The organism is Dyadobacter sp. HNCC25DJ186, assembly GCF_056895235.1.
In genome coordinates, this window is sequence record NZ_JBXHAS010000001.1 from 587,224 (window position 1) to 608,887 (window position 21,664).

Consider the following 21,664-nt stretch of genomic DNA (forward strand, 5'->3'; position numbering starts at 1 on the left):
ACCTTGATGACAAATTCTTGAAAATATATCTTTGTATTATCCTAAAATAAAAAGGCTAAACAATACTTTGATATTCATTCATGGAAATTCGCAACGACCTGACCGCGGCATCGCTGCAACCAAAAATTGACCGCTTGTGGCAACTTTCAGCCGAAAAAATTAATCTGATTTCAAAGGAATACGATACCACGAAAGGTTCTCCTGTTTTCACCGTAAACGGAAAATATACAACCCGTGGCTGGACAGAATGGACGCAGGGTTTTCAGTATGGGGCAGAAGTTTTGCAGTTTGATGCAACCGGCGATGAATCCTTTTTGGCAAAAGCAAAAAAAAACACAGTAGACTATATGTCCTCGCACGTGGATCACTTTGGTGTGCATGACCACGGGTTCAACAATGTCAGTACTTATGGAAACCTGCTTCGTTTGATGAACGAGGGAAGAATTGAGGAAAATAAATGGGAGCGTGACTTCTACGAACTGGCTTTAAAAATTTCCGGAGCTGTTCAGGCAAAACGCTGGACTAAAACCAGAGACGGACAGGGTTATATCCATTCCTTCAATGGGCCTCATTCGCTTTTTGTTGATACCATTCGTTCGGTGCGCGCCTTAATGGTTTCGCATTTGATGGGACACGGATTGATGAGCGAAAATGATGTAAAAACCAGTTTGCTGGAACGAGGAACCTATCATTCGCTGGCTACTGCAAAATATTCTGTTTTTTATGGAGAAGGCCGGGATAGTTATGATCTGTGGGGTCGAACTGCACACGAAAGTGTGTTTAACACAAACGATGGAAATTTCCGATGTCCAAATTCACAGCAGGGTTTTTCAGGGTTTACAACCTGGACCCGCGGACTTGCCTGGGCGATGGCGGGTTTCGCTGAACAGCTGGAATCGTTGCCTTCCTTTTCAGATGAGGAACTGGCACCACTCGGCGGCCGCGAAAATATTGAAAACATATACCTGAAAGCAGCAAAAGCGACCTGCGACTTTTATATCGCAAACACGGCTTCTGATGGAATTCCTTACTGGGATACCGGAGCTCCTGAACTTTATAAATTAGGTGATTATACCACCCGAGCTTCCGATCCTTATAACGATTTTGAACCAATCGACAGCTCAGCAGCTGCCATCGGGGCGCAGGGTCTTTTGCGATTGGGGAAATATTTAAAAGACAAAAATGAGGCTGAACAAGGAAATCAGTATTGGCAAGCCGGGCTGACCACTTTAAATACTTTGTTCGACGAGCCTTATTTATCGACCGATCCAACTCACCAGGGATTAATTCTGCACTCGGTTTATCACCGGCCAAATGGTTGGGACAATATTCCCGCCGGCCAGAAAGTGCCAAACGGCGAATCCTGTATGTGGGGCGACTATCACGCGCGGGAAGTGGCACTTTATCTTCACAGGATTAATAAGGAACTGCCGTATTACACATATCTGGGAGCAATCAATGGTTAATTTTTAAGGATTAATTGTAAATGGTTAAGGGTTAATGATGAAGACTCTGAGATTAAAGATTAAGGCGATTTTTAGTCTTAAAGCCAAAACTCTTAGGGGTAAAAATCTTCCAAAGCTCAGCCAATCAACAATTCTCCCACCATCATGAACAATTACCAACCCAGAATTAACAATTAACCATTAATCATTAACAATTAACCATTAAAAAATGCTTTCTCTAGACCGTTGCTGCATTCATACGATTACCACAAAACCCTGGGCCCTTCCTGAGGCGGTTGAAAAATATGCGGTCGCGGGAATCAAGGGAATAAGTGTCTGGCAAAATGCTACGGAAGGTATAGGGCCCAAACATGCCGGAGAAATTATTCGCAGTGCCGGTTTGGAAATTGTTTCTTATGTCAGGGGTGGCTTTTTTCCACATACCAGCAGCGCGGGACGAGCGCAGGCGATTGATCAAAACAAAAAACTGCTCGAAGAAGCCGCAACTTTGGGAGCGCCGATGATCGTGCTGGTGTGTGGCGCCTCGCCTGACCAATCTCTGGACATTTCCAGAAATCAGATACGTGAAGGTATTGAGGCAATTTTGCCGCTGGCAGAAAAGCTTAATGTAAAACTCGCCATCGAGCCTTTGCATCCCATGTACGCCGCAGACCGTTCTGCGATCAACACACTCGGGCAGGCTAATGATATGGCAGAGTTATTCAAATCTGCCTATGTCGGTGTGGCTGTGGATGTGTATCATTTGTGGTGGGACCAGGATTTGGAAAAGGAGATTGTCCGTTGCGGGGCCAATGACAATCTTTTCGCTTACCATGTTTGCGATTGGAAAGTAAATACCATTGATCTTTTGAATGACCGCGGATTGATGGGAGAAGGCTGTATAAACCTGAAAAAAATAAGAAGCTGGGTTGAGGCGACGGGATTTGATGGTTTTTGTGAAGTTGAGATATTTTCCAATATCCACTGGTCGAAAGATCAGAATATTTTTCTCCAAGAAATAACAGACGCCTTCATACAACACGTGTAGGCCTCAATACAATAATCAATAGCAAATTAAAGAACGACATTTAGCCAATCGCTAATCGCTAAAACCTATAAAAAATGAAAACTCATACTATTGGCATTATCATGAACGGCGTAACGGGCCGAATGGGAACAAATCAGCATTTACTTCGCTCGATCAAAGCGATTATCGATCAAGGCGGTGTGAAAATATCAGCCGATGAGGTTATTATGCCTGACCCAATTTTAGTTGGAAGAAATGCGTCAAAACTGGAAGCACTTGGAAAGCAATCGGGCATTACGAAGTTCACAACAGACCTGGATTCTGTTTTAGCAGATCCTCATTTCCAGATTTATTTTGATGCACAGGTTACCGGCCGCCGCGCGCCTGCGGTGAAAAAGGCTATTTTGGCAGGGAAACATATTTATTGCGAAAAACCGACAGGAACAACAACAGAAGAAGCCCTTGAATTATACGAATTGGCCACGGCTGCCGGACTTAAAAACGGTGTTGTTCAGGATAAATTATGGCTTCCGGGTATGCTGAAATTGAAGCGATTAATGGAAAATGGCTTTTTCGGAAAAATACTTTCAGTCCGTGGCGAATTCGGATACTGGGTTTTCGAAGGGCATACCGTTCCGGCTCAGCGCCCATCCTGGAACTACCGCAAGGAAGATGACGGGGGAATTATCGTTGATATGCTTTGCCATTGGCGGTATGTACTCGATAATCTTTTCGGAAAAGTAAAAGCAGTTTCCTGCCTGGGCGCCACCCATATTCCTGAAAGAATTGATGAAAACGGGAAACCATATACCTGTACCGCAGACGATGCGTGTTATGCCACATTTGAATTGGAAGATAATGTAATCGCGCAATTCAATTCTTCCTGGACCGTTCGTGTGCGGCGCGACGATCTGCTGACTTTGCAAGTGGACGGAACAAAGGGCTCTGCGGTTGCCGGTCTGCGTGAATGTTACACACAGCATTATGGAAACACGCCAAAACCTGTCTGGAATCCCGATATCGCGCAGCCAATTCCGTTTTTTGAAGGCTGGTCAAAAGTGCCGGAACAGGAGAATTTCGATAATGCTTTTAAAACACAATGGGAATTATTTCTGAAACACGTTGTAATCGATACGCCTTTTCCATGGGATTTGAAAGCTGGTGCGCGCGGTGTTCAGTTAGCTGAAAAAGGAATTGAAAGCTGGGAAAAACGTCAGTGGGTTACGATTGAAGATTTATAGAAGTCTTTGTAAAAATCTCGTTTCATGAAAAAGACAGCATTAATTACTGGCGGAAGCCGGGGAATAGGTTTTGGTATCGCGAAAGCGCTTGCTAAAGAAGGTTATAATCTTGCCATAAACGGTGTTCGTGATGAAGAGTTTGTCATTGAACCGCTAAATGAACTTCGTGAATTAGGAGCCGAAGTGCTCTATTGTCAGGGAAGTATCGCCATTACTGAGGATCGGGAATCGATTATTGAAAAAGCGTACAGCCATTTTGGACAGATTAACTTGCTTGTAAATAATGCCGGTATCGCCCCGAGGGTCCGTCTGGATCTGTTGGAAACGACGCTGGAAAATTACCAGGAAATATTAACCACAAATTTGGAAGGGCCATTTTTCTTTACGCAAAGTATCGCAAAGAAAATGGCACATGCCAAACAGAATAATTATGCTTTTGAAGCAACGATCATTTTTGTAACCTCTATTTCCGCCACCGTTGTATCGATTAACCGCGGCGAATATTGCGTTTCAAAAGCTGGCCTGGCAATGACCAGTGCATTATTCGCCGTGCGTATGGCGGAATACAATATCCCGGTTTTCGAAATTCGACCTGGCGTCATTGCTACGGATATGACTTCCAAGGTGCAGGAAAAATACAATACTCTTTTTGAAAACGGGATGGCGCTGCAACCACGCTGGGGCACGCCGGAAGATGTAGGAAAAGCTGTTGCCTCGCTAACGCGGGGAGATTTCCCCTACTCTACCGGCCAGGTAATCGGTGTTGATGGCGGAATGCTGATTGACAGACTTTAACTAAGCCGTTGGCTATTAGCAGTTAGCTTTTAGCTTTTTTTACCCGACAAAATACTTTTGGAATTACCAGATCACTTTTACCAATGTTTTTGAAATAAAAATATAACGTTGGTCAAAGCTAATAGCTAACGCCTAAACGCTAAATCCTAAACCGCCATGCCCGTCATTCCAGAATCCCGTCCATCCTTATTATCGCAGCTCATGCAGGTGCCGGTCATCGTTGCTGCACTTGGTTATCTGGTGGATATGTATGATCTTTTTTTGTTCAGCGTTGTTCGGGTTCCCAGTTTGAAAGCTTTGAACGTTGTTGACGATCAGCTTTTAACGCAGGGAATAAAGCTGCTGAATTATCAGATGGCCGGTATGCTGATCGGCGGTGTTTTGTGGGGAATTATCGCAGATAAAAAAGGGAGGCTCTCGGTGCTTTTCGGGTCAATTATTATGTATTCGCTTGCCAATATCGCCAATGGATTCGTTACGTCCGTTGATCAGTACGCCATTTTACGTTTCATTGCCGGCGTCGGACTGGCAGGCGAGCTAGGCGCAGGGATCACGCTGGTTACCGAAGTTTTGCCAAAAGAAGTTCGCGGTTATGGTACGACACTGGTGGCAACGCTGGGGGTTCTTGGTGCTATTCTAGCTTATTTTGTAGCCGATCTTTTTGCCTGGCGGATCTCTTATTTTGTAGGCGGCGGTATGGGTTTATTGCTTCTCGTGCTTAGGTTCAATGTTTTTGAATCCGGAATGTTCGAAAAAATTAAAGAGAAAAGCGTCGATAAAGGAAATATCATGCTAATTCTCGGCAATGGTAAACGCTTCGGAAAATACCTGATGGCTATTCTTGTCGGATTACCGATATGGTTTGTCGTAGGTATCCTGATCACATTTTCGCCTGAATTCGGAAGTGCGAAAGGTGTTGTCGGCGTAAATGCCGGCAAAGCTGTTATGCTTGCATTTTCCGGACAGGTTTTTGGTGATATTGCGAGTGGTTTATTGAGCCAGTATTTACAAAGCAGAAAAAAGGTTATCGGCTTATTTATCTTGCTGTCAGTCTGTATGATGGCTGTTTATCTGCTTATACCTCTAAAAGATGCATTCTCATTTTATATCGTATGCGCCTTTCTAGGTTTCTGCAACGGTTATTGGACTTTATTTATCACCATAGCCGCAGAACTTTTCGGCACAAACTTACGGGCCACCGTAGCCACTACCGTCCCAAATTTTGTGCGCGGGGCGACAATCCCGCTTGCAGCGTTGTTTGTTCAGTTTAAACCAGATCTCGGCGTTATCAACAGTGGATTAATACTGGGAATCTGCACCAGCATAATCGCACTGATCGCCTTGTACTTTCTAGAAGAAACCTTTACCAAGGATATGAATTTCGTTGAAAAAGATTAATCTGGATTAATATCCAAATAAAAACAAAAAGCAGTTTTTCGAACTTCCGAAAAACTGCTTTTTGTTTTCCACGGCTCCTTTTGATATTTATTCACTTCGACAATGCACCCCTTAATATACTTTTAGAAAAAAATGAAACCTTACATGCAACGTTTTTTCTGAATTCAACATCTCTTAGATAGCTTTCAAAAGTAGCGTTTCTCAATTCCAATTTATTCATTTAATCCCCTTACCACTTATCACCAAAAACCACCCATTCGTGTACTTTGTATTACATAGTACCTGTCATCACCTTACATTTGACACATACTTTAAGACTAACAGTTAACAACAACACAAAATATATTTAGCCATGAAAAATTCAATCAAAACCTTCGCATACGCATTTGCATTTGTTACTTCTTTTGGTTTTGCTGCTTCGGCAAAAGAAACGGAAGTTAAAAAAGCATCCAGCTTTGGAACTGGTATCTACATTAACAAAGGAGGTAAAATCAACGTCCTTGTTGACAAACAAGATGCCGAAGCCAGCACGACGCTGCTTATCAAAAATGAAAAAGGTGAGATCGTTTACAGAGAAGTGATTCAAAAAGACAACCAGAAATTTGGACGCGTATTGAACGTTGAAAAACTGGACGCTGGCCAATATGAAATCAACGTGGTCAGCAAAAACGAAACACAGACCAAGTCGTTCCAATTGTCAGAACAAAAAACAGAACATAACATCGTTATCAAATAACAGCCGTTTTTTAAGTAAAATATTAGCCATAAAAATTAAAAAAATAAGCCATGAAAAATTCAATCAAAACCTTCTTCTGTGCCTTTGCACTTGTTACTTCTTTCGGTTTCAGCGCTTCCGCAGAAGACAAAGGAACCAAAAAATCTACCGGATTTGGTACCGGAATTTATACCAGCAAAGCCGGAAAAATTAATGTGCTGGTCGATAAAGTAAATACAGAAGCAAACACAACCTTGCTTTTGAAAAATGAAAAAGGTGAAATCGTTTACCGGGAAGTAATTGAAAAAAGCAACCAGAAATTCGGACGTGTATTAAATCTTGAAGAACTGGAAGCCGGAAATTACGAAATTAAGATAACCAGTAACGGTGAAACGCAGTCGAAAACTTTCAAATTACTTGAACAAAAAACCGAACGTGTTTTGACAATTAATTAACAATACAGTTCTGTCTTTTCAGAACTGATCTATTAGCCCTAATTATAAGAAAAGGCTTCTGAGGATATCTCAGAAGCCTTTTTGCTGTTATAATAAAAGAAAATTGAGCCAAATACGTGACTTCAAATTACCGTTCCATTGTTTATTTATGCCGGCAACCACTTATCACCGAAAACCACCCATTCGTGTACTTTGTATTACATAGTACCTGTCATCACCTTACATTTGACACATACTTTTAGACTAACAGTTAACAACAACACAAAATATATTTAGCCATGAAAAATTCAATCAAAACCTTCGCATACGCATTAGCATTTGTTACTTCTTTCGGTTTTGCTGCTTCGGCAAAAGAAACGGAAGTTAAAAAAGCATCCAGCTTTGGAACTGGTATCTACATTAATAAAGGAGGTAAAATCAACGTCCTTGTTGACAAACAAGGTGCCGAAGCCAGCACCACGCTGGTTATCAAAAATGAAAAAGGATCGTTTACAGAGAAGTGATACAAAAAGACAACCAGAAATTTGGACGCGTATTGAACGTTGAAAAACTGGAAGCTGGCCAATATGAAATCAACGTGGTCAGCAAAAACGAAACACAGACCAAGTCGTTCCAATTGTCAGAACAAAAAACAGAACGTAACATTCTTATCAAATAACAGCCGTTTTTTAAGTAAAATATTAGCCATAAAAATTAAATAAATAAGCCATGAAAAATTCAATCAAAACCTTCATCTGTGCCTTTGCACTTGTTACTTCTTTCGGTTTCAGCGCTTCCGCAGAAGACAAAGAAACCAAAAAATCTACCGGATTTGGTACCGGAATTTATACCAGCAAAGCCGGAAAAATTAATGTGCTGGTCGATAAAGTAAATGCAGAAGCAAACACAACCTTGCTTTTGAAAAATGAAAAAGGTGAAATCGTTTACCGCGAAGTAATTGAAAAAAGCAACCAGAAATTCGGACGTGTATTAAATCTTGAAGAACTGGAAGCTGGAAATTACGAAATTAAGATAACCAGTAACGGTGAAACGCAGTCGAAAACTTTCAAATTACTTGAACAAAAAACCGAACGTGTTTTGACAATTAATTAAAAATACGGTTCTGTCTTTTCAGAACTGATCTATTAGCCATATAACTGAGAAAGGGTTCCCAAAAACTGGGAGCCCTTTCTGGTTTTAAGGCGTATCAAAAATAAGATTACGAATTAATAGAATAATGTTTCCAACAATAGGAAGAGTCACGACTAACTGTTTGAAGCTTCAACAAAAAACAATCGTTCATTATTTAAGTAACCTGTTAAACAAAATAGCTCATGAAAACTTCAATACAATTTATTCAATGCGCCCTGGCGTTATTAATTCCTTTATCCTCCGTAGCGGAGGATAAAAACGGAAGCAAAAAATCAACCCAATTTGGCACAGGCATTTACTCTACCAAAGGAGGAAAAATAAACGTTTATGTTGAAAAAGCCGGTTCTGATTTTCCAACTACAATACTTTTAAAAAATGAAACGGGAGAAATCATATACCGCGAAATCATTGAAAAAAATAGCCAGAAATTTGGGCGGCAATTAAACATCGATGCACTTACACCTGGTATTTATCAAATCAAAGTAATTGTAAAAGATGATTCGCAAACAAGCTCATTTAAATTGACCGAACAGAAAAGAGACCGATTGGTGACAATTGAATAATATTTATTAGCCATCCATTGAAAAACGGTTTTCTGTATAACAGAAAGCCGTTTTTTGTTCCCAGTGATCAAATTATCAAAATAATATAAAATAAAAATAGAAAAGTGTTACCAAAAAAATGAATGGCTACGACTAATCTGTTGAAACGTTTCGAAGGATTTTATTTTAAACCTTAAATTTCAATGACATGTGTAACCATTCATCCAAGGGGGATCACTTTTGTATCATGCCTCCATCTCCGGAATTACTGGATAAAATTGAAAAAACGAAGGCTGCCCTTCTCCGGGAAGCAGACCTGGCAGAATTTAACGAAGTTGACATCCTTGACCTCCGCAGCTTTAGCCTGATCACAAGCCGTCCGCACAAAACCCGCGATCATGATTTCGTAGGGGAAGCCCGGGACGCGGCTCCCGTTCTCGGAAACAAAAGGGCGATTGTTTTGCTGGTCGATTTTTCGGATAAAACAGCTACTACGAATCAGGCTCATTTTAATAACCTGCTTTTTTCCACAGGTACCTATGCGACAGGAAGTATGCGGGATTATTACCGCGAGGTTTCTTATGGACAATTGGATGTTACCGGAGCGGTAGCAGGTCAAGGCCCGACTGCCGGCTGGTTCCGGGCTCCGCAGACCAAAGCATATTATACAAATGGAGATTTTGGATTTGGTGCGTATCCAAAAAATGCTCAGAAACTTGCCGAAGACGCCATTGACCTTGCAAATCCGTTTGTGAATTTTTCACAATACGATAATGACGGAGATGGTTTTGTGGAAGCATTGGTGATCATTTGCGCAGGATCAGGCGGAGAACAAACCGGTAATAAAGGAGATATATGGTCTCATAAATGGGGCATAACACCTAAATCCGTGGATGGTGTCAGGATAGATCGCTATTTTATGGCCCCTGAAAATGGAAGAGTTGGAGTCATGGCACATGAGCTTGGTCACCTCCTTTGCGGACTGCCGGATTTATATGACACAGACTATACTTCAAAAGGTACCGGATACTGGGATCTTATGGCGGGTGGCAGCTGGGGCGGCGGCGGAAACACGCCCACGCATCCCACAGCCTGGTGTAAAGTAACAACGGGCTGGGTTAATCCGACCGTCATTTTTGGAGCTGAACAGGAGGTTACTATCCGTCCCTTCAAAAGCAATAAGGACGTTATCAAACTGCCAGTAGGAAGTATCAACAGCAAGGAATATTTTTTACTCTCGAACCGGAGGAAAGAAGGCTTCGATGTGTCCATTCCTGGTGAAGGCCTGCTCATCGAACATGTAGATGAAAACAAGTCGGGAAACTCGGATGAAAATCATTATCTGGTTGATATTGAGCAGGCGGACGGATTGAGGCAGCTCAATTTGAACATAAACTCGGGAGACACCACAGATCCGTTTCCAACGGCATCGAATAATTCCTTTACGGTATCAAGCACGCCAAACAGCAAGGCTTATAATGGCTCAGATTCGAAAATTTCGGTTACCAACATATCCCGTTCCGGCAACAATATTACCGCAAAAATCAATGTAGGCGGAGCAAATGCCCTGACGACTTTATCGAACAAAAAAGTTATTCAGGTTTACAGCAGTCCGCATACTACAAATGCCTGGGCCTATATTGAATCCGCGGGTTGGAGAAAAATCAGTGAACTTTCACCGGACGGATCCACCAGTATGTTTGCCGCGCTGGTAAAAGCCCGGGTGAGCAACCAAACAGTGACTGTTCAGGTGGACGGCAGTAAAATCCATTTGCTTTATTATTAATTAAATCATTCACAATTAAACGCTTACGATCATGAATTTCTCAAAAAAAGTATTGCAGGTTTATTCTTCTGCCCATTCTAAAAATGTATGGGGATTTATTGAAACATTAGGATGGAGAAAGGTGCAGCCTTTAACAGCCGATGGAGCGACCAATATGTTTATGGTTTTGACGGCAGCAAAAAGCAGTGGTATCGCGGTTAGTGGTTCAATCGATGACACCACCAACGAAATAACGACCATTTACTTATAGGTTTGAGCAAACCAATATTAGTTAAACTTCAAAAATCATGGTAACAATCAACATATTCCCGCCGCCGGATACTTCTCTGAAACAGGGGGAAATAAGCACCAGTATCACCGCGCCCGCTCCCGACCAAGCTAAATTTGATGTCAACGAAACCGCGTCATCAACTGCTACACCGCCTGCGCCCACGTTGCAGATGGCGAACTCTGCAACAGAAAACGAAGCTGGGCCCGGGCCAAGCTTCGATCCGGGAAGTTTTCAGGATAAGGCATTTTCAAATGATTCACCGCCCGCTCCAACAATGGACTTTATGGATTCTGGTTCAAGCTCCCAATCTGCTCCGGATCCTGTGTTAAGTCCGGATGGTAACGCAGGTTTTTCCTCAGATTCTCCTGCTCCTTCCCTACTTCCTCCGGGCGAAGAAACTGCGGGTTCAGAAAAACCGTTTACTAAGAAAAAGTAATCATGATAGCACAACCGATGTCTTTCAGGTGCAAAATTCGAATTCTCAAAATCGATGCGGATCCCGAGGTCGCTGGCAGATCTCTTTTATCATTCATCATTGAAGAATCTCCAAAAGAGGCCGAAGGAAATTCGTTTTTTGAGAAGGGTAAAAATGCAAAAGGTACATCATTCGATAAGCTGCCAGCGCTCACAGGCAAGATTATTGTTTTCGCGAATGTCAAATTTTACGGAGATCCCTTCCATGAAAATTTTGAAGTGAGCGATGTAGTTGTCATTTGACCGGTAGTTAAAAAAAGTATTTTGTTTATGTCAGGTTTGGCATGAACAAAATACTTTTTCATAATCGGTAATCAATACTTTTACTTGGCTTCCGCTATGATCACGGGTAACTCTGCCTCCAATTCTTCACGTCTGGGTTCAAACCATTCTGGTAATTTCAGCGATGACCCTAATGCTGCAACACTCTCATCCACAGAAAATCCGGGAGGATTTGTCGCAATTTCAAATAATATTCCGCCGGGTTCACGGTAATAAATACTGTGGAAATAATTCCGGTTAAGCACTTCTGTCGGATTATAACTTCCTGACAATAATTTCTCACGGATTTCCAGTTGTGTTTCATCACTTTCTGTTGCAAAAGCCAGATGATGTACAGAACCAGCGCCTTGTAAAGCACGGATATCTTTTGGAGATTCGAGTACGTCGACATAACAACCAGGTCCGCCAGCACCACTTTCAAATCGATATATTTCTGATTCCTCGGCAATCAGTTTATGCTGCATCACATCCGTCAACAAAGAAACCGTGCGATCAATTTTAAATTCATTCAGTGAAACGGTATAGGTTCCTCGGATAGAAAATTCTTTTGGAATTTTCCCGTTATCCCAGCCCGGACGTTTGTCAAGATCATTCGCAACAAGCTCCACGCCCATTCCATCAAAATCTTCAAAACGAAGATACGTTTCATTAAATCTTCTGTAAGGTCCTGCATAAGGAATACCAAACTGAACCAAACGATCCATCCAGTAACTTAACGAAGCGGTTGGAATGGAAAAAGCGGAATAGGTAAGCTGCCCTCCTCCTTTGCGCCCACGCACCAGACCTGCATAAGGAAAAAATGTAACGATGGAGCCTGGTGTACCCGTTTCATCTCCATAATATAAATGATATACATCCGGCGCGTCGAAATTCACCGTTTTTTTCACCATCCTCAACCCTAAAATCCCTACATAAAAATCCACATTTCTTTGTGCGTCACTGGCAAGTGCCGTGATATGGTGTAAGCCGTTGATTAGATTATTCATGATCTTAAAATTTATATGTTGTTACATTTAATGTATATACATGTAATTATAAAGTTTAGTTCACAATCTTGAAAAATATAAAAAAAAACATTCATTGCGATATATAAGGAGATCAGGTAAAATCTCTACTTTTAATATAAGTCACTGATCTTATATCTTTTAATACAATTCACCAATCTTTTTTGCGTATGAATTCTCGTCGTGATTTTCTTCAAACGGTTTCTCTGGGATTAGGAGTGACAGCACTTTCCGGTCTTCCGTCCACTGCAAACGTGATCCCGGAACCATTCGTACGTCCCGAAAAACAGCTCCGTGTCGCACTTATGGGCCTTGGCAGTTATGCAACCCGTGTGGCCGAAGCAATGCAAAGCTGCAAAATGGCTACACTGGTCGGCGTAGTGTCAGGCACTCCTTCCAAGATTGATACCTGGAAACAGAAATATAATATTCCGGCCAAAAACACTTACAATTATGAAAATGTCGCGGATATAAAAAACAATCCTGACATTGACCTTGTATATATCACTACGCCAAATTCGCTCCATCACAAGCATGTTTTGCAAATAGCAGCAGCGGGAAAACATGTACTTTGTGAAAAACCTGTTGCCGATAATGCAAAACAAACCCGTGAAATGATCGCAGCTTGTGAGAAAGCGGGTGTTAAGTTTTACATCGGTTACCGCATGCACTTTGAGCCGCATACACGTGAGCTTATCCGTATGCGGGAAGCGGGAGAACTTGGAAAAATTATGCACGTCAACAATTACATGGGCTTTAAAAGTGGCGATCCAAACCAATGGAGGCTTAAAAAAGCACTGGCTGGCGGTGGTGCCATGATGGACGTTGGCATTTATGCACTTAATGGGGCGCGTTATGCAACTGGCGAAGAACCGATTTGGGTAACCGCTCAGGAAAGTAAAACAGATCCTGTAAAATTCAAGGAGGTCGACGAAACGATCACATTTCAAATGGGTTTTCCAAGTGGAGTGATCGCGAACTGCGGCACTACTTATAATTTCAATAATTTCGAAAGGTTATATGTTATTGGAGATAAGGGTTTTGTAGAACTGAGCCCGGCTTTCAGTTATGGACCAATAAAAGGCAGGACGCATCTCGGGCCAATGAATCAGCCTATTGTAACACACCAAACGTTACAAATGGATGGTATTGCAGACATTATTTTAAACAATAAACCGGATCCGAACGTAACCGGGCAGGAAGGGCTGAAAGATATGATCGTTGTGGACGCCGTTTATGAGTCCATAAGAAAAGGTGGTCAGAAAGTTTTTATTAATAAAGCATAAATAAGGAATGCCTGACTCACAGGGTCAGGCATTTTTTTTAAGCTTGTTTTTATGTAGATTAAACTGAACGAAGGCAATCATAAAAACGCCCGAACATTATAACCTTCTAAAAATAGAACAGCTATATTGACAGGCTTATAAAACCATTAAAATATATGATAGGAAATTGCCATAGTGTACCTTTGCCGATTATTTTTTAATCTTAAAAAGTTACATTTCAAATCGTCGTATGTCCGATCATATCAATAAATTACAACAGGCCATTGAGCCGCTCAGGCAGCAAATAATAAACCATAAAGTTTATCCGGCAATCACAGAACTGGAAGATCTTCGTCTGTTTATGCAGTTTCACATCTTCGCAGTTTGGGATTTCATGTCATTATTAAAAGCGCTACAAAATAATCTCACTTGTACCAGTGTGCCCTGGTTTCCAAAAGGGTCGGCGGTAACAAGGCATTTGATCAACGAAATCGTGCTGGGCGAAGAATCTGATGTAGATCAAAACGGTGATTTGAAAAGCCACTTTGAACTGTACCTCGAAGCGATGGAGCAAAGCGGCGCTGATGTCAGCCAGATCCGGAAATTTGTTTCTGAATTGCAATCGAAAGGTGATTTAAACAAAGCTTTTGAAAGTTCGAACGCTCCGAAAGCGACACAGGATTTTGTAAATTCTACTTTTGAAATTATCGGCAGCAACAAGGATTATTTACAGGCCGCAACTTTTACATTTGGGCGGGAAGATCTGATTCCGAACATGTTCCATTCGATTGTCAGTGATATCAGTAAAACCTTCCCAAACGAAGTTTCAATTTTCAAATATTATCTTGAAAGACATATCGAAGTGGATGGTGATCATCACAGCAATCTGGCTTTGCAAATGACCTCGAATCTTTGTGGCGACAACGAGGCTTTCTGGAAAGAAGCGCAGGACGCCAGTATTCAGTCTTTGCAAAAAAGAATTGACCTATGGGACGCTGTCTATGAGGCAATTGAAAGTAGAAAATCAGTTTTACAATAATCTGAAATTTCATTGGCGCAAAAATCTAAGAAAATCCATACCGAAAAAACGAGCCTGCATGAGCGAAACCTGCATCGCGACCGATATGATTTCAAACAGCTGATTCAGGAGTTGCCAGAACTTTCAAGATTTGTTTCAGTCAATCCTTATGGAGACGAATCGATTGATTTTGCAAATCCTGATGCTGTAAAACTGTTGAATAAGGCACTTTTGAAACATTTTTATGGTGTTTCTTATTGGGATATCCCTGCCAATTATCTCTGCCCGCCCATACCCGGACGGGCAGATTATATTCATTACATCGCCGATTTGCTGGGCTCAGTAAATTCCGGAAAATTCCCGGTTGGGAAATCGGTGAGGGTTTTGGATATCGGAACGGGTGCGAATTGTGTTTACCCGATTATTGGCCACCGAGAATATGGATGGAGTTTTGTCGGTTCTGATATAGATCCGGTTTCTGTCCAATCTGCCAGAAAAATTGTTGAAAATAATCCGTCACTCCAAGGTGCCATAGAATGCCGGGAGCAAATTTCTTCCAAGCATATTTTCCAAGGTATCATCCAAAAAGACGAAACATTTGATCTGACCATGTGTAATCCGCCATTTCATTCTTCCGCTGCGGACGCGCAGGCAGGGACGAAAAGAAAAAATAATAATCTCGGATTGAAGAAAAGTAACAACTCAATACTAAATTTTGGAGGGCAGCATGCAGAGTTGTGGTGTGAAGGCGGCGAAGACGATTTTGTTAAACGAATGATTTCTGAAAGTGTGCAATTTCAGGAACAGTGCCTTTGGTTCACATCCCTTATTTCAAAAAAAACAACATTACCAGGTGTTTATTCTACACTTAAAAATGTAAATGCATTTGATGTAAAAACGGTTGAAATGTCACAGGGACAAAAAATCAGCAGATTCGTTGCCTGGACTTTTTTAGATAAGACGAGACAAGCAGAATGGAAAAAACAACGCTTTGATCGTTAGCCGGCACCGATAAAGGATTACCCGGGATCATTAAATTTCGATGATTTCATGCTTATCATCATATTCCATAATCATTTGGTACAAAATTTTACACCTGATTCCATGAAACGACTCGCTTTTTTAAACTTAGCTGCTACGGCTACTTTTTCAATTTTATTTTCAATGACAGCTTCTGCTCAAATCATGGATAAAAACTCAATCGCTATGGCGGGAGCTCAGGTTGAAAAACTGGGTGATGGCTATAAATTCACAGAAGGACCTGTTGCTGATACGGATGGAAATGTTTTTTTCACAGATCAGCCAAACAACAAAATCATTCGCTGGGATGCTGAAAGCGGAAAATTCAGTGTTTTTTCCGACAAAGCCGGCCGCGCTAACGGGATGTACTTTGACAAAAAAGGAAATCTCGTTGCCTGCTCTGATGAAGACAATCAGGTTTGGTCTTTTGATAAAAAAGGGAATCCGACGGTCTTGGTGAAGGACTATGACGGCAAACTTTTGAACGGCCCGAACGACTTATGGATTGATCCAAAAGGCGGCATGTACCTCACAGATCCGCTTTATCCAAGGGATTATTGGAAACGTGATCCGAAAATGCAGCAGGATGGTGAACACGTTTATTATCGGACGCCCGATGGCAAAAAATTGACCCGGGTTGATGAAAAACTTAAAAAGCCGAATGGAATTATCGGAACGGCCGACGGCAAAAAGCTTTTCGTTGCGGATATCGGCGCAGACAAAACTTATGTTTATGACATCGACAAAGACGGATCTTTGAGCAATAAGACACTTTTTGTCTCAAAAGGCTCGGATGGTATGATCCTGGATGAAGAGGGTAATTTATATCTGACAGGAGACGGCGTTACTGTTTTTGATAAACTAGGTGAAAAAATTGCGCATTTTCCAATCAGTAAAGGGTGGACTGCCAATCTTTGTTTCGGTGGTAAAAACCGTGATCTGCTATTTATTACATCTGAAACTGCCGTTTATGGAATAAAAATGAGGGTGAAAGGTGTTAAGTAAAAAACGAAACCAGTAACATTTTCATTTAGCCTCAATATGAGTTCAAAATCGCATGAAAACGGATTGACATCAACTGATATCAATCCGTTTTTTTTACAATATACAACACCTTTTCAGGTTCCGCCTTTCGACAAAATCAAGACGGAACATTTTTTGCCTGCGGTTGAGGAAGGTATGAAGCAGCAGGAAAATGCTATTGCGGTAATCTGTTCAGCAGAGGACGCTCCTACTTTTCAAAACACGGTCGAAGCTTTGGAAACAAGCGGCGACTTGCTCACAAGAGTCTGTTCCGTATTTTTCAACCTCGCGTCTGCAAATACTTCTCCGGAAATCGAGCAACTTTCACAAGTCATCGCACCGAAATTATCCGGCCATGGAGATGATATTTATTTGAATGCTGATTTATTTGAGAAAATTAAAGCGATCAACGATCAACAGGAAAGCCTGAATTTATCACAGGAACAAAAGCGTTTACTTGAAAAAACATACAAGGCATTTGTAAGAAGCGGAGCAAATCTGAACGCTGAACAGCAGGTGAAAATGCGTGAAATAAATAAAGAACTTTCTCTATTGACGGTTCAGTTTGGACAAAATCTGCTTGCAGAAACGAATCTTTTTGAACTGATTCTTGAAGATGAGAAAGACTTGTCGGGCCTGCCATCTTCGGTTATCGCCGCTGCTGTCAACGCCGCGAAAGATTCAGGACATGAAGGAAAATGGAAATTTACTCTGCATAATCCAAGTGTAATGCCGTTCCTGCAATATGCTGAAAACAGGTTTCTACGCGAGAAAATGTTCAAAGGTTATATCAACCGATGTAACAATGACGACGAAAGGGACAATAAAGAAATTGTTTCCCGTATAGCCGTGTTGCGTTCAGAACGGGCGCAACTGCTTGGGTACAAAACGCACGCTGATTTCGTACTTGAAGAAAGTATGGCCAAAACGCCGGATCAGGCCTATGACTTATTGAATCGACTTTGGAAAGCTGCTTTGCCGGTTGCAAAACTGGAAGCGGAAGAAATGCAAAAGATGATCGATAAGGAAGGAAAAGGTGATAAACTTGAAGGTTGGGACTGGTCTTATTACGCGGATAAAGTCCGCAAGGAAAAGTATGATTATGATGCCGAGGAACTTCGTCCGTATTTTAAACTTGAAAATGTAAGAGACGGAATTTTCCAGGTTGTTCAAAAACTTTACGGTCTGACTTTCACTGAAATTAAAGATGTTCCAAAGTATCATCCTGACGTGATCGCTTATGAAGTAAAAGAAGCTGACGGAACGCATACCGGAATTTTTTATATGGACTTCCATTCCCGCACGTCCAAGAGAGGCGGCGCATGGATGACATCTTATCGTAAACAATCTGTAAAAAATGATCAGCAAATTTCTCCGATCGTGGCAAATGTTTGCAATTTTGCCAAGCCCGCTGATGGTCAACCAGCTATGCTGACAGCCGATGAGGTTGAAACTTTTTTCCATGAATTTGGCCATGCGCTTCATGGTCTTCTATCAAAAGTGCATTATGAAACTCTATCCGGCACATCTGTTCCGCGCGACTTTGTAGAACTTCCCTCACAGGTAATGGAGCATTGGGCTTTTGAACCTGAGGTTTTGAAATTTTATGCAAAACATTACGAAACTGGTGAAGTCATACCAACCGGGCTGGTGGAGAAAATGAAAAACGCCTCGAAATTTAACCAGGGATTTGGTACGGTAGAATATCTGGCTGCTTCATTCCTCGACATGAGTTATCATACGGTTCAAGCTGGCGAAAAAGTGGAAACTATGGCTTTTGAAAAAGAAAAAATGGACGCACTGGGTTTGATCGCCCAGATTCCTCCCCGATACCGGAGTACTTATTTTCAGCATATCTTTTCGGGCGGCTACTCGGCTGGTTATTATAGTTATATCTGGTCCGAAGTTCTGGATAGTGACGCATTTGCAGCATTTAAAGAAGCCGGAAATATTTTCGATCCCGTTATCGCCAAATCTTTCAGAACAAATATTCTTTCAAAAGGAGGAACTGAGGAACCGATGACCTTATACAAAGCTTTCCGCGGAAGGGAACCGGAAGTTAAATATTTGCTTGAAAACCGGGGTCTGGATCAGGCTGTTTAAGTTTTTGGAGCCATGATATTATTGCAGGTAGCTGTCGGAAATATTCCGGCAGCTACCTTTTTTGATGAATACCGGCATTGATTTAACATTGTCACGAATTATATTAGAAAGCGGTTTTAATAACTACCTCCTCAAATTATCAGTCGTCCCAACATTCATTTACAGCGATAATCTGATAGCCGACAACTGACTGCCGATAGCACTAAATTTTATTATACTATATTCATCGTTAAGGCGTTACAAAAGTCAACCAGAATACTAACTATGCGTGTAATCTTTACTATTCTTCTTTTAACATCATTCACCATAGTTAGTGCCCAGGAACGGATCACCATCAGTGGCTTCGTTCGGGAAAAAGGAAGTCACGAACAATTACCGGGTGTGAACGTCTATATTCCGGATACCCCCTACGGTGCCGTGACCAATACCTACGGATTTTATTCACTCACATTACCAGCCGTCGATTCTGCGCTGGTCGTTTATTCCTTTGTAGGTTACGAAACAGCATCGCAAAAAATCAGTTTGACAAAGAACACAGCACTGGATATTTTACTATCCACGATCAATCAATTGGATGAAGTCACGATATCTTCCCGTCGGCAGGAAGATTATGTCAGTCGTTCGGCGCAGATGAGCCAGATTGAAATTCCAATCTCGCAGATCAAAAAATTACCCGCCTTTTTTGGGGAGAAAGACGTTTTGAAGGTTTTGCAGCTAATGCCAGGCGTACAAAAAGGAACAGAGGGGCAAACCGGCTTATATGTTCGAGGCGGCGGTCCGGATCAGAATCTGATCATATTGGATGATGCCGTGGTTTACAATGCTAATCACCTTTTTGGTTTTTTTTCAATCTTCAACAGTGATGCGCTGAAAAGTGTCGAACTGACAAAAGGGGGATTTCCGGCAAGATATGGCGGACGGCTTTCGTCTGTGCTAGAAATGAATATGAAAGAAGGGAATAAAGAGGCATTGCATGGAGAGGGCGGCATAGGTATTATCTCATCCCGGTTGACTCTGGAGGGGCCGATTTCGAAAAGAAAATCTTCATTTCTGGTTTCAGCCCGGCGCACTTATATCGATATTCTGGCCGCGCCGCTTATTGCGAGAGATCAGCGTGACGCCGTTGAGCAGGTCAAGCCAGGTTATTATTTTTATGATATAAACGCAAAGATCAATTACGATCTGGGAGCAAAAGATAAAATATATCTGAGCGGCTACTTCGGTCGTGACAAGTTTTATGCAAATGAAACAAGCCCTACCGGCGAATCCCGGGCAGGCCTTGACTGGGGAAATAAAACGGCTACTTTACGCTGGAACCATTTGTTAAGCCAAAAGTTATTTGTAAATACCTCGTTTATTTACAGCAATTTTGACTTCGGAGTTTCCAACAACAATAAAGACATTAATGCTGACGGAAGCGTTCGTGATGAATTCAGTTTACAGTATACCTCCACCATACGGGATTGGGGCGTGAAGACAGATCTTGATTTTTATCCTTCTTCAAAACATACCGTGAAATTTGGAGCGCAGGCTACGTTTCATAGGTTCGTCCCCTCAGCTCTGGCGCTGGAAGGTTCCCTGATTGACGAATCGATCGAGAGATCAGTTACTCCGATTAATACCTTAGAGGGAGGAATTTATGTTGAAGATACCTGGCAGCCTTTTGATGCTTTAAAAATGAATGCGGGATTTCGTCTCAGCTCTTTCCAGACAGAAACTAAAACCTATATCAGACCCGAACCTCGTTTTTCTGCCGCCTTACGTCTTGCCCGGGATTTTTCATTTAAAGCTTCCTATGCGCAAATGAACCAGTATGTCCATTTACTTTCAAACACCGGACTTGGGCTTCCAACCGACTTGTGGGTTCCAACGACAGATAAAGTTGCGCCGCAACAATCAAAACAAGTGGCGATCGGTCTGGCAAAAGATCTGGATAAACCGGCGTTGACGTTGACTTTGGAAGGTTATTACAAGAAAATGGGTAATATTTTAAACTATAAAGAAGGTGCATCATTTCTAAGCATTAGTGGAGAAAATGCAAACGAATTAAGTTGGGAGGATAACGTTACTGCCGGAAAAGGCTGGTCTTATGGTGCTGAATTTTTGGTACATAAAAAAACAGGACGTTTTTCCGGGTGGGTCGGTTATACCCTTTCCTGGACAAAATGGCAATTTCCCGAGCTGAACTTCGGCCGGACTTTTTATCCCCGTTATGACCGCCGCCATGATTTATCCGTCGTCGGCATTTACGATATAAGCAAACGAATCACCGTTTCTGCTACCTGGGTTTATGGCACAGGAAATGCGCTCACCCTGCCGAGAGCAAGTTTTACAGGCGTTACTGATAATTTTTTTACACGTTTCTCCTCCATCGGAACAAGATCTTCCACCTCATGGAACGGTAATCAGGTGACCGAATATGGTGATAAAAACAGCTTTCGTGCCGAACCCTTTCACAGACTTGACCTGGCCATTCAGCTGCACAAAAAGAAAAAACGGTATGAGCGTACCTGGGAAATTGGCCTATATAATGCTTACAACCGGAGAAACCCATTTTTCTATGATATTTCAGAGGAAGAGTTAGCGAATGGCAATACCAAGACGACGTTGAAACGATATTCACTTTTTCCGGTTTTGCCCTCGGTCAGTTATAATTTCAAGTTCTAGTC

At 41.8% G+C, this 21,664-nt stretch carries 22 protein-coding genes; 21 read left to right on the forward strand and 1 reads right to left on the reverse strand.

The annotated features are described in order from the left end of the window. Positions 1-80: 80 nt before the first annotated feature. From AC1XUO_RS02450 to AC1XUO_RS02520, 15 genes are all read left to right on the forward strand, one after another. Positions 81-1,466: a glycosyl hydrolase gene (locus AC1XUO_RS02450; RefSeq protein WP_483328166.1), complete on the forward strand. Its 1,386-nt coding sequence runs from the start codon at positions 81-83 to the stop codon at positions 1,464-1,466. A gap of 208 nt (positions 1,467-1,674) precedes the next feature. Continuing rightward, positions 1,675-2,493, forward strand: coding sequence for a sugar phosphate isomerase/epimerase family protein (locus AC1XUO_RS02455; RefSeq protein WP_483328167.1), 819 nt, complete (start codon positions 1,675-1,677; stop codon positions 2,491-2,493). Positions 2,494-2,567: 74 nt separating this feature from the next. After that, positions 2,568-3,713, forward strand: coding sequence for a Gfo/Idh/MocA family protein (locus AC1XUO_RS02460; RefSeq protein WP_483328168.1), 1,146 nt, complete (start codon positions 2,568-2,570; stop codon positions 3,711-3,713). A 24-nt stretch (positions 3,714-3,737) separates the two neighbouring features. Further along, on the forward strand, positions 3,738-4,508 hold the full coding sequence (locus tag AC1XUO_RS02465) for a 3-ketoacyl-ACP reductase (RefSeq protein ID WP_483328169.1): 771 nt from the start codon (positions 3,738-3,740) through the stop codon (positions 4,506-4,508). A 156-nt stretch (positions 4,509-4,664) separates the two neighbouring features. Then, positions 4,665-5,906, forward strand: coding sequence for an MFS transporter (locus tag AC1XUO_RS02470; RefSeq protein ID WP_483328170.1), 1,242 nt, complete (start codon positions 4,665-4,667; stop codon positions 5,904-5,906). A 352-nt stretch (positions 5,907-6,258) separates the two neighbouring features. Further along, positions 6,259-6,642 carry a DUF3244 domain-containing protein gene (locus AC1XUO_RS02475; protein ID WP_483328171.1) on the forward strand — a complete coding sequence of 128 codons (384 nt, stop codon included), beginning with the start codon at positions 6,259-6,261 and terminating at the stop codon, positions 6,640-6,642. A gap of 50 nt (positions 6,643-6,692) precedes the next feature. Beyond that, a complete protein-coding gene (locus AC1XUO_RS02480; RefSeq protein WP_483328172.1) occupies positions 6,693-7,076 on the forward strand; it encodes a DUF3244 domain-containing protein in 384 nt (127 codons plus the stop codon). Between the two features lie 278 nt (positions 7,077-7,354). Beyond that, positions 7,355-7,579: a hypothetical protein gene (locus AC1XUO_RS02485; protein WP_483328173.1), complete on the forward strand. Its 225-nt coding sequence runs from the start codon at positions 7,355-7,357 to the stop codon at positions 7,577-7,579. Beyond that, the gene (locus AC1XUO_RS02490) at positions 7,576-7,734 is read left to right on the forward strand and encodes a hypothetical protein (RefSeq protein ID WP_483328174.1); all 159 of its coding nucleotides are present in this window, start codon (positions 7,576-7,578) and stop codon (positions 7,732-7,734) included. Before AC1XUO_RS02485 ends, AC1XUO_RS02490 begins: the two co-directional genes overlap by 4 nt. Before the next feature lie 50 nt (positions 7,735-7,784). Further along, a complete protein-coding gene (locus AC1XUO_RS02495; protein WP_483328175.1) occupies positions 7,785-8,168 on the forward strand; it encodes a DUF3244 domain-containing protein in 384 nt (127 codons plus the stop codon). A gap of 221 nt (positions 8,169-8,389) precedes the next feature. After that, a complete protein-coding gene (locus tag AC1XUO_RS02500; protein ID WP_483328176.1) occupies positions 8,390-8,770 on the forward strand; it encodes a DUF3244 domain-containing protein in 381 nt (126 codons plus the stop codon). 187 nt (positions 8,771-8,957) lie between these two features. Continuing rightward, positions 8,958-10,535: a M6 family metalloprotease domain-containing protein gene (locus AC1XUO_RS02505; protein WP_483328177.1), complete on the forward strand. Its 1,578-nt coding sequence runs from the start codon at positions 8,958-8,960 to the stop codon at positions 10,533-10,535. Positions 10,536-10,566: 31 nt separating this feature from the next. Further along, positions 10,567-10,785 carry a hypothetical protein gene (locus AC1XUO_RS02510; RefSeq protein WP_483328178.1) on the forward strand — a complete coding sequence of 73 codons (219 nt, stop codon included), beginning with the start codon at positions 10,567-10,569 and terminating at the stop codon, positions 10,783-10,785. 37 nt (positions 10,786-10,822) lie between these two features. Then, positions 10,823-11,242 carry a hypothetical protein gene (locus AC1XUO_RS02515; RefSeq protein WP_483328179.1) on the forward strand — a complete coding sequence of 140 codons (420 nt, stop codon included), beginning with the start codon at positions 10,823-10,825 and terminating at the stop codon, positions 11,240-11,242. 2 nt (positions 11,243-11,244) lie between these two features. Next, positions 11,245-11,523, forward strand: a complete 279-nt coding sequence (locus AC1XUO_RS02520) for a hypothetical protein (RefSeq protein ID WP_483328180.1) — start codon at positions 11,245-11,247, stop codon at positions 11,521-11,523. A gap of 80 nt (positions 11,524-11,603) precedes the next feature. On the opposite strand, the gene AC1XUO_RS02525 is transcribed toward AC1XUO_RS02520, so the two are convergent. After that, positions 11,604-12,548: a ring-cleaving dioxygenase gene (locus AC1XUO_RS02525; RefSeq protein ID WP_483328181.1), complete on the reverse strand. Its 945-nt coding sequence runs from the start codon at positions 12,546-12,548 to the stop codon at positions 11,604-11,606. Positions 12,549-12,736: 188 nt separating this feature from the next. Between AC1XUO_RS02525 and AC1XUO_RS02530 the strand changes: the two genes are divergently transcribed. From AC1XUO_RS02530 to AC1XUO_RS02555, 6 genes are all read left to right on the forward strand, one after another. Then, the gene (locus AC1XUO_RS02530; RefSeq protein WP_483328182.1) at positions 12,737-13,852 is read left to right on the forward strand and encodes a Gfo/Idh/MocA family protein; all 1,116 of its coding nucleotides are present in this window, start codon (positions 12,737-12,739) and stop codon (positions 13,850-13,852) included. Positions 13,853-14,081: 229 nt separating this feature from the next. Then, a complete protein-coding gene (locus AC1XUO_RS02535) occupies positions 14,082-14,870 on the forward strand; it encodes a DUF3050 domain-containing protein (protein ID WP_483328183.1) in 789 nt (262 codons plus the stop codon). 12 nt (positions 14,871-14,882) lie between these two features. Beyond that, positions 14,883-15,851: a 23S rRNA (adenine(1618)-N(6))-methyltransferase RlmF gene (gene rlmF, locus AC1XUO_RS02540; protein ID WP_483328184.1), complete on the forward strand. Its 969-nt coding sequence runs from the start codon at positions 14,883-14,885 to the stop codon at positions 15,849-15,851. 102 nt (positions 15,852-15,953) lie between these two features. Further along, a complete protein-coding gene (locus tag AC1XUO_RS02545; protein ID WP_483328185.1) occupies positions 15,954-16,874 on the forward strand; it encodes an SMP-30/gluconolactonase/LRE family protein in 921 nt (306 codons plus the stop codon). A gap of 36 nt (positions 16,875-16,910) precedes the next feature. Beyond that, positions 16,911-18,995: a M3 family metallopeptidase gene (locus AC1XUO_RS02550; RefSeq protein ID WP_483328186.1), complete on the forward strand. Its 2,085-nt coding sequence runs from the start codon at positions 16,911-16,913 to the stop codon at positions 18,993-18,995. A 264-nt stretch (positions 18,996-19,259) separates the two neighbouring features. Then, on the forward strand, positions 19,260-21,662 hold the full coding sequence (locus tag AC1XUO_RS02555; protein WP_483328187.1) for a TonB-dependent receptor: 2,403 nt from the start codon (positions 19,260-19,262) through the stop codon (positions 21,660-21,662). Positions 21,663-21,664: the final 2 nt, after the last annotated feature.

Excerpts from the sequence above, each read along its gene's own strand:
- AC1XUO_RS02520 (WP_483328180.1), top strand. The coding sequence starts at position 11,245 with ATGATAGCACAACCGATGTCTTTCAGGTGCAAAATTCGAATTCTCAAA.
- AC1XUO_RS02460 (WP_483328168.1), top strand. The coding sequence starts at position 2,568 with ATGAAAACTCATACTATTGGCATTATCATGAACGGCGTAACGGGCCGA.
- AC1XUO_RS02480 (WP_483328172.1), top strand. The coding sequence starts at position 6,693 with ATGAAAAATTCAATCAAAACCTTCTTCTGTGCCTTTGCACTTGTTACT.
- AC1XUO_RS02500 (WP_483328176.1), top strand. The coding sequence starts at position 8,390 with ATGAAAACTTCAATACAATTTATTCAATGCGCCCTGGCGTTATTAATT.
- AC1XUO_RS02495 (WP_483328175.1), top strand. The coding sequence starts at position 7,785 with ATGAAAAATTCAATCAAAACCTTCATCTGTGCCTTTGCACTTGTTACT.
- AC1XUO_RS02535 (WP_483328183.1), top strand. The coding sequence starts at position 14,082 with ATGTCCGATCATATCAATAAATTACAACAGGCCATTGAGCCGCTCAGG.
- AC1XUO_RS02555 (WP_483328187.1), top strand. The coding sequence starts at position 19,260 with ATGCGTGTAATCTTTACTATTCTTCTTTTAACATCATTCACCATAGTT.
- AC1XUO_RS02515 (WP_483328179.1), top strand. The coding sequence starts at position 10,823 with ATGGTAACAATCAACATATTCCCGCCGCCGGATACTTCTCTGAAACAG.
- AC1XUO_RS02510 (WP_483328178.1), top strand. The coding sequence starts at position 10,567 with ATGAATTTCTCAAAAAAAGTATTGCAGGTTTATTCTTCTGCCCATTCT.
- AC1XUO_RS02530 (WP_483328182.1), top strand. The coding sequence starts at position 12,737 with ATGAATTCTCGTCGTGATTTTCTTCAAACGGTTTCTCTGGGATTAGGA.
- AC1XUO_RS02455 (WP_483328167.1), top strand. The coding sequence starts at position 1,675 with ATGCTTTCTCTAGACCGTTGCTGCATTCATACGATTACCACAAAACCC.
- AC1XUO_RS02550 (WP_483328186.1), top strand. The coding sequence starts at position 16,911 with ATGAGTTCAAAATCGCATGAAAACGGATTGACATCAACTGATATCAAT.
- AC1XUO_RS02545 (WP_483328185.1), top strand. The coding sequence starts at position 15,954 with ATGAAACGACTCGCTTTTTTAAACTTAGCTGCTACGGCTACTTTTTCA.
- AC1XUO_RS02450 (WP_483328166.1), top strand. The coding sequence starts at position 81 with ATGGAAATTCGCAACGACCTGACCGCGGCATCGCTGCAACCAAAAATT.
- AC1XUO_RS02470 (WP_483328170.1), top strand. The coding sequence starts at position 4,665 with ATGCCCGTCATTCCAGAATCCCGTCCATCCTTATTATCGCAGCTCATG.
- AC1XUO_RS02475 (WP_483328171.1), top strand. The coding sequence starts at position 6,259 with ATGAAAAATTCAATCAAAACCTTCGCATACGCATTTGCATTTGTTACT.
- AC1XUO_RS02525 (WP_483328181.1), bottom strand. The coding sequence starts at position 12,548 with ATGAATAATCTAATCAACGGCTTACACCATATCACGGCACTTGCCAGT.
- AC1XUO_RS02505 (WP_483328177.1), top strand. The coding sequence starts at position 8,958 with ATGTGTAACCATTCATCCAAGGGGGATCACTTTTGTATCATGCCTCCA.
- AC1XUO_RS02465 (WP_483328169.1), top strand. The coding sequence starts at position 3,738 with ATGAAAAAGACAGCATTAATTACTGGCGGAAGCCGGGGAATAGGTTTT.
- AC1XUO_RS02485 (WP_483328173.1), top strand. The coding sequence starts at position 7,355 with ATGAAAAATTCAATCAAAACCTTCGCATACGCATTAGCATTTGTTACT.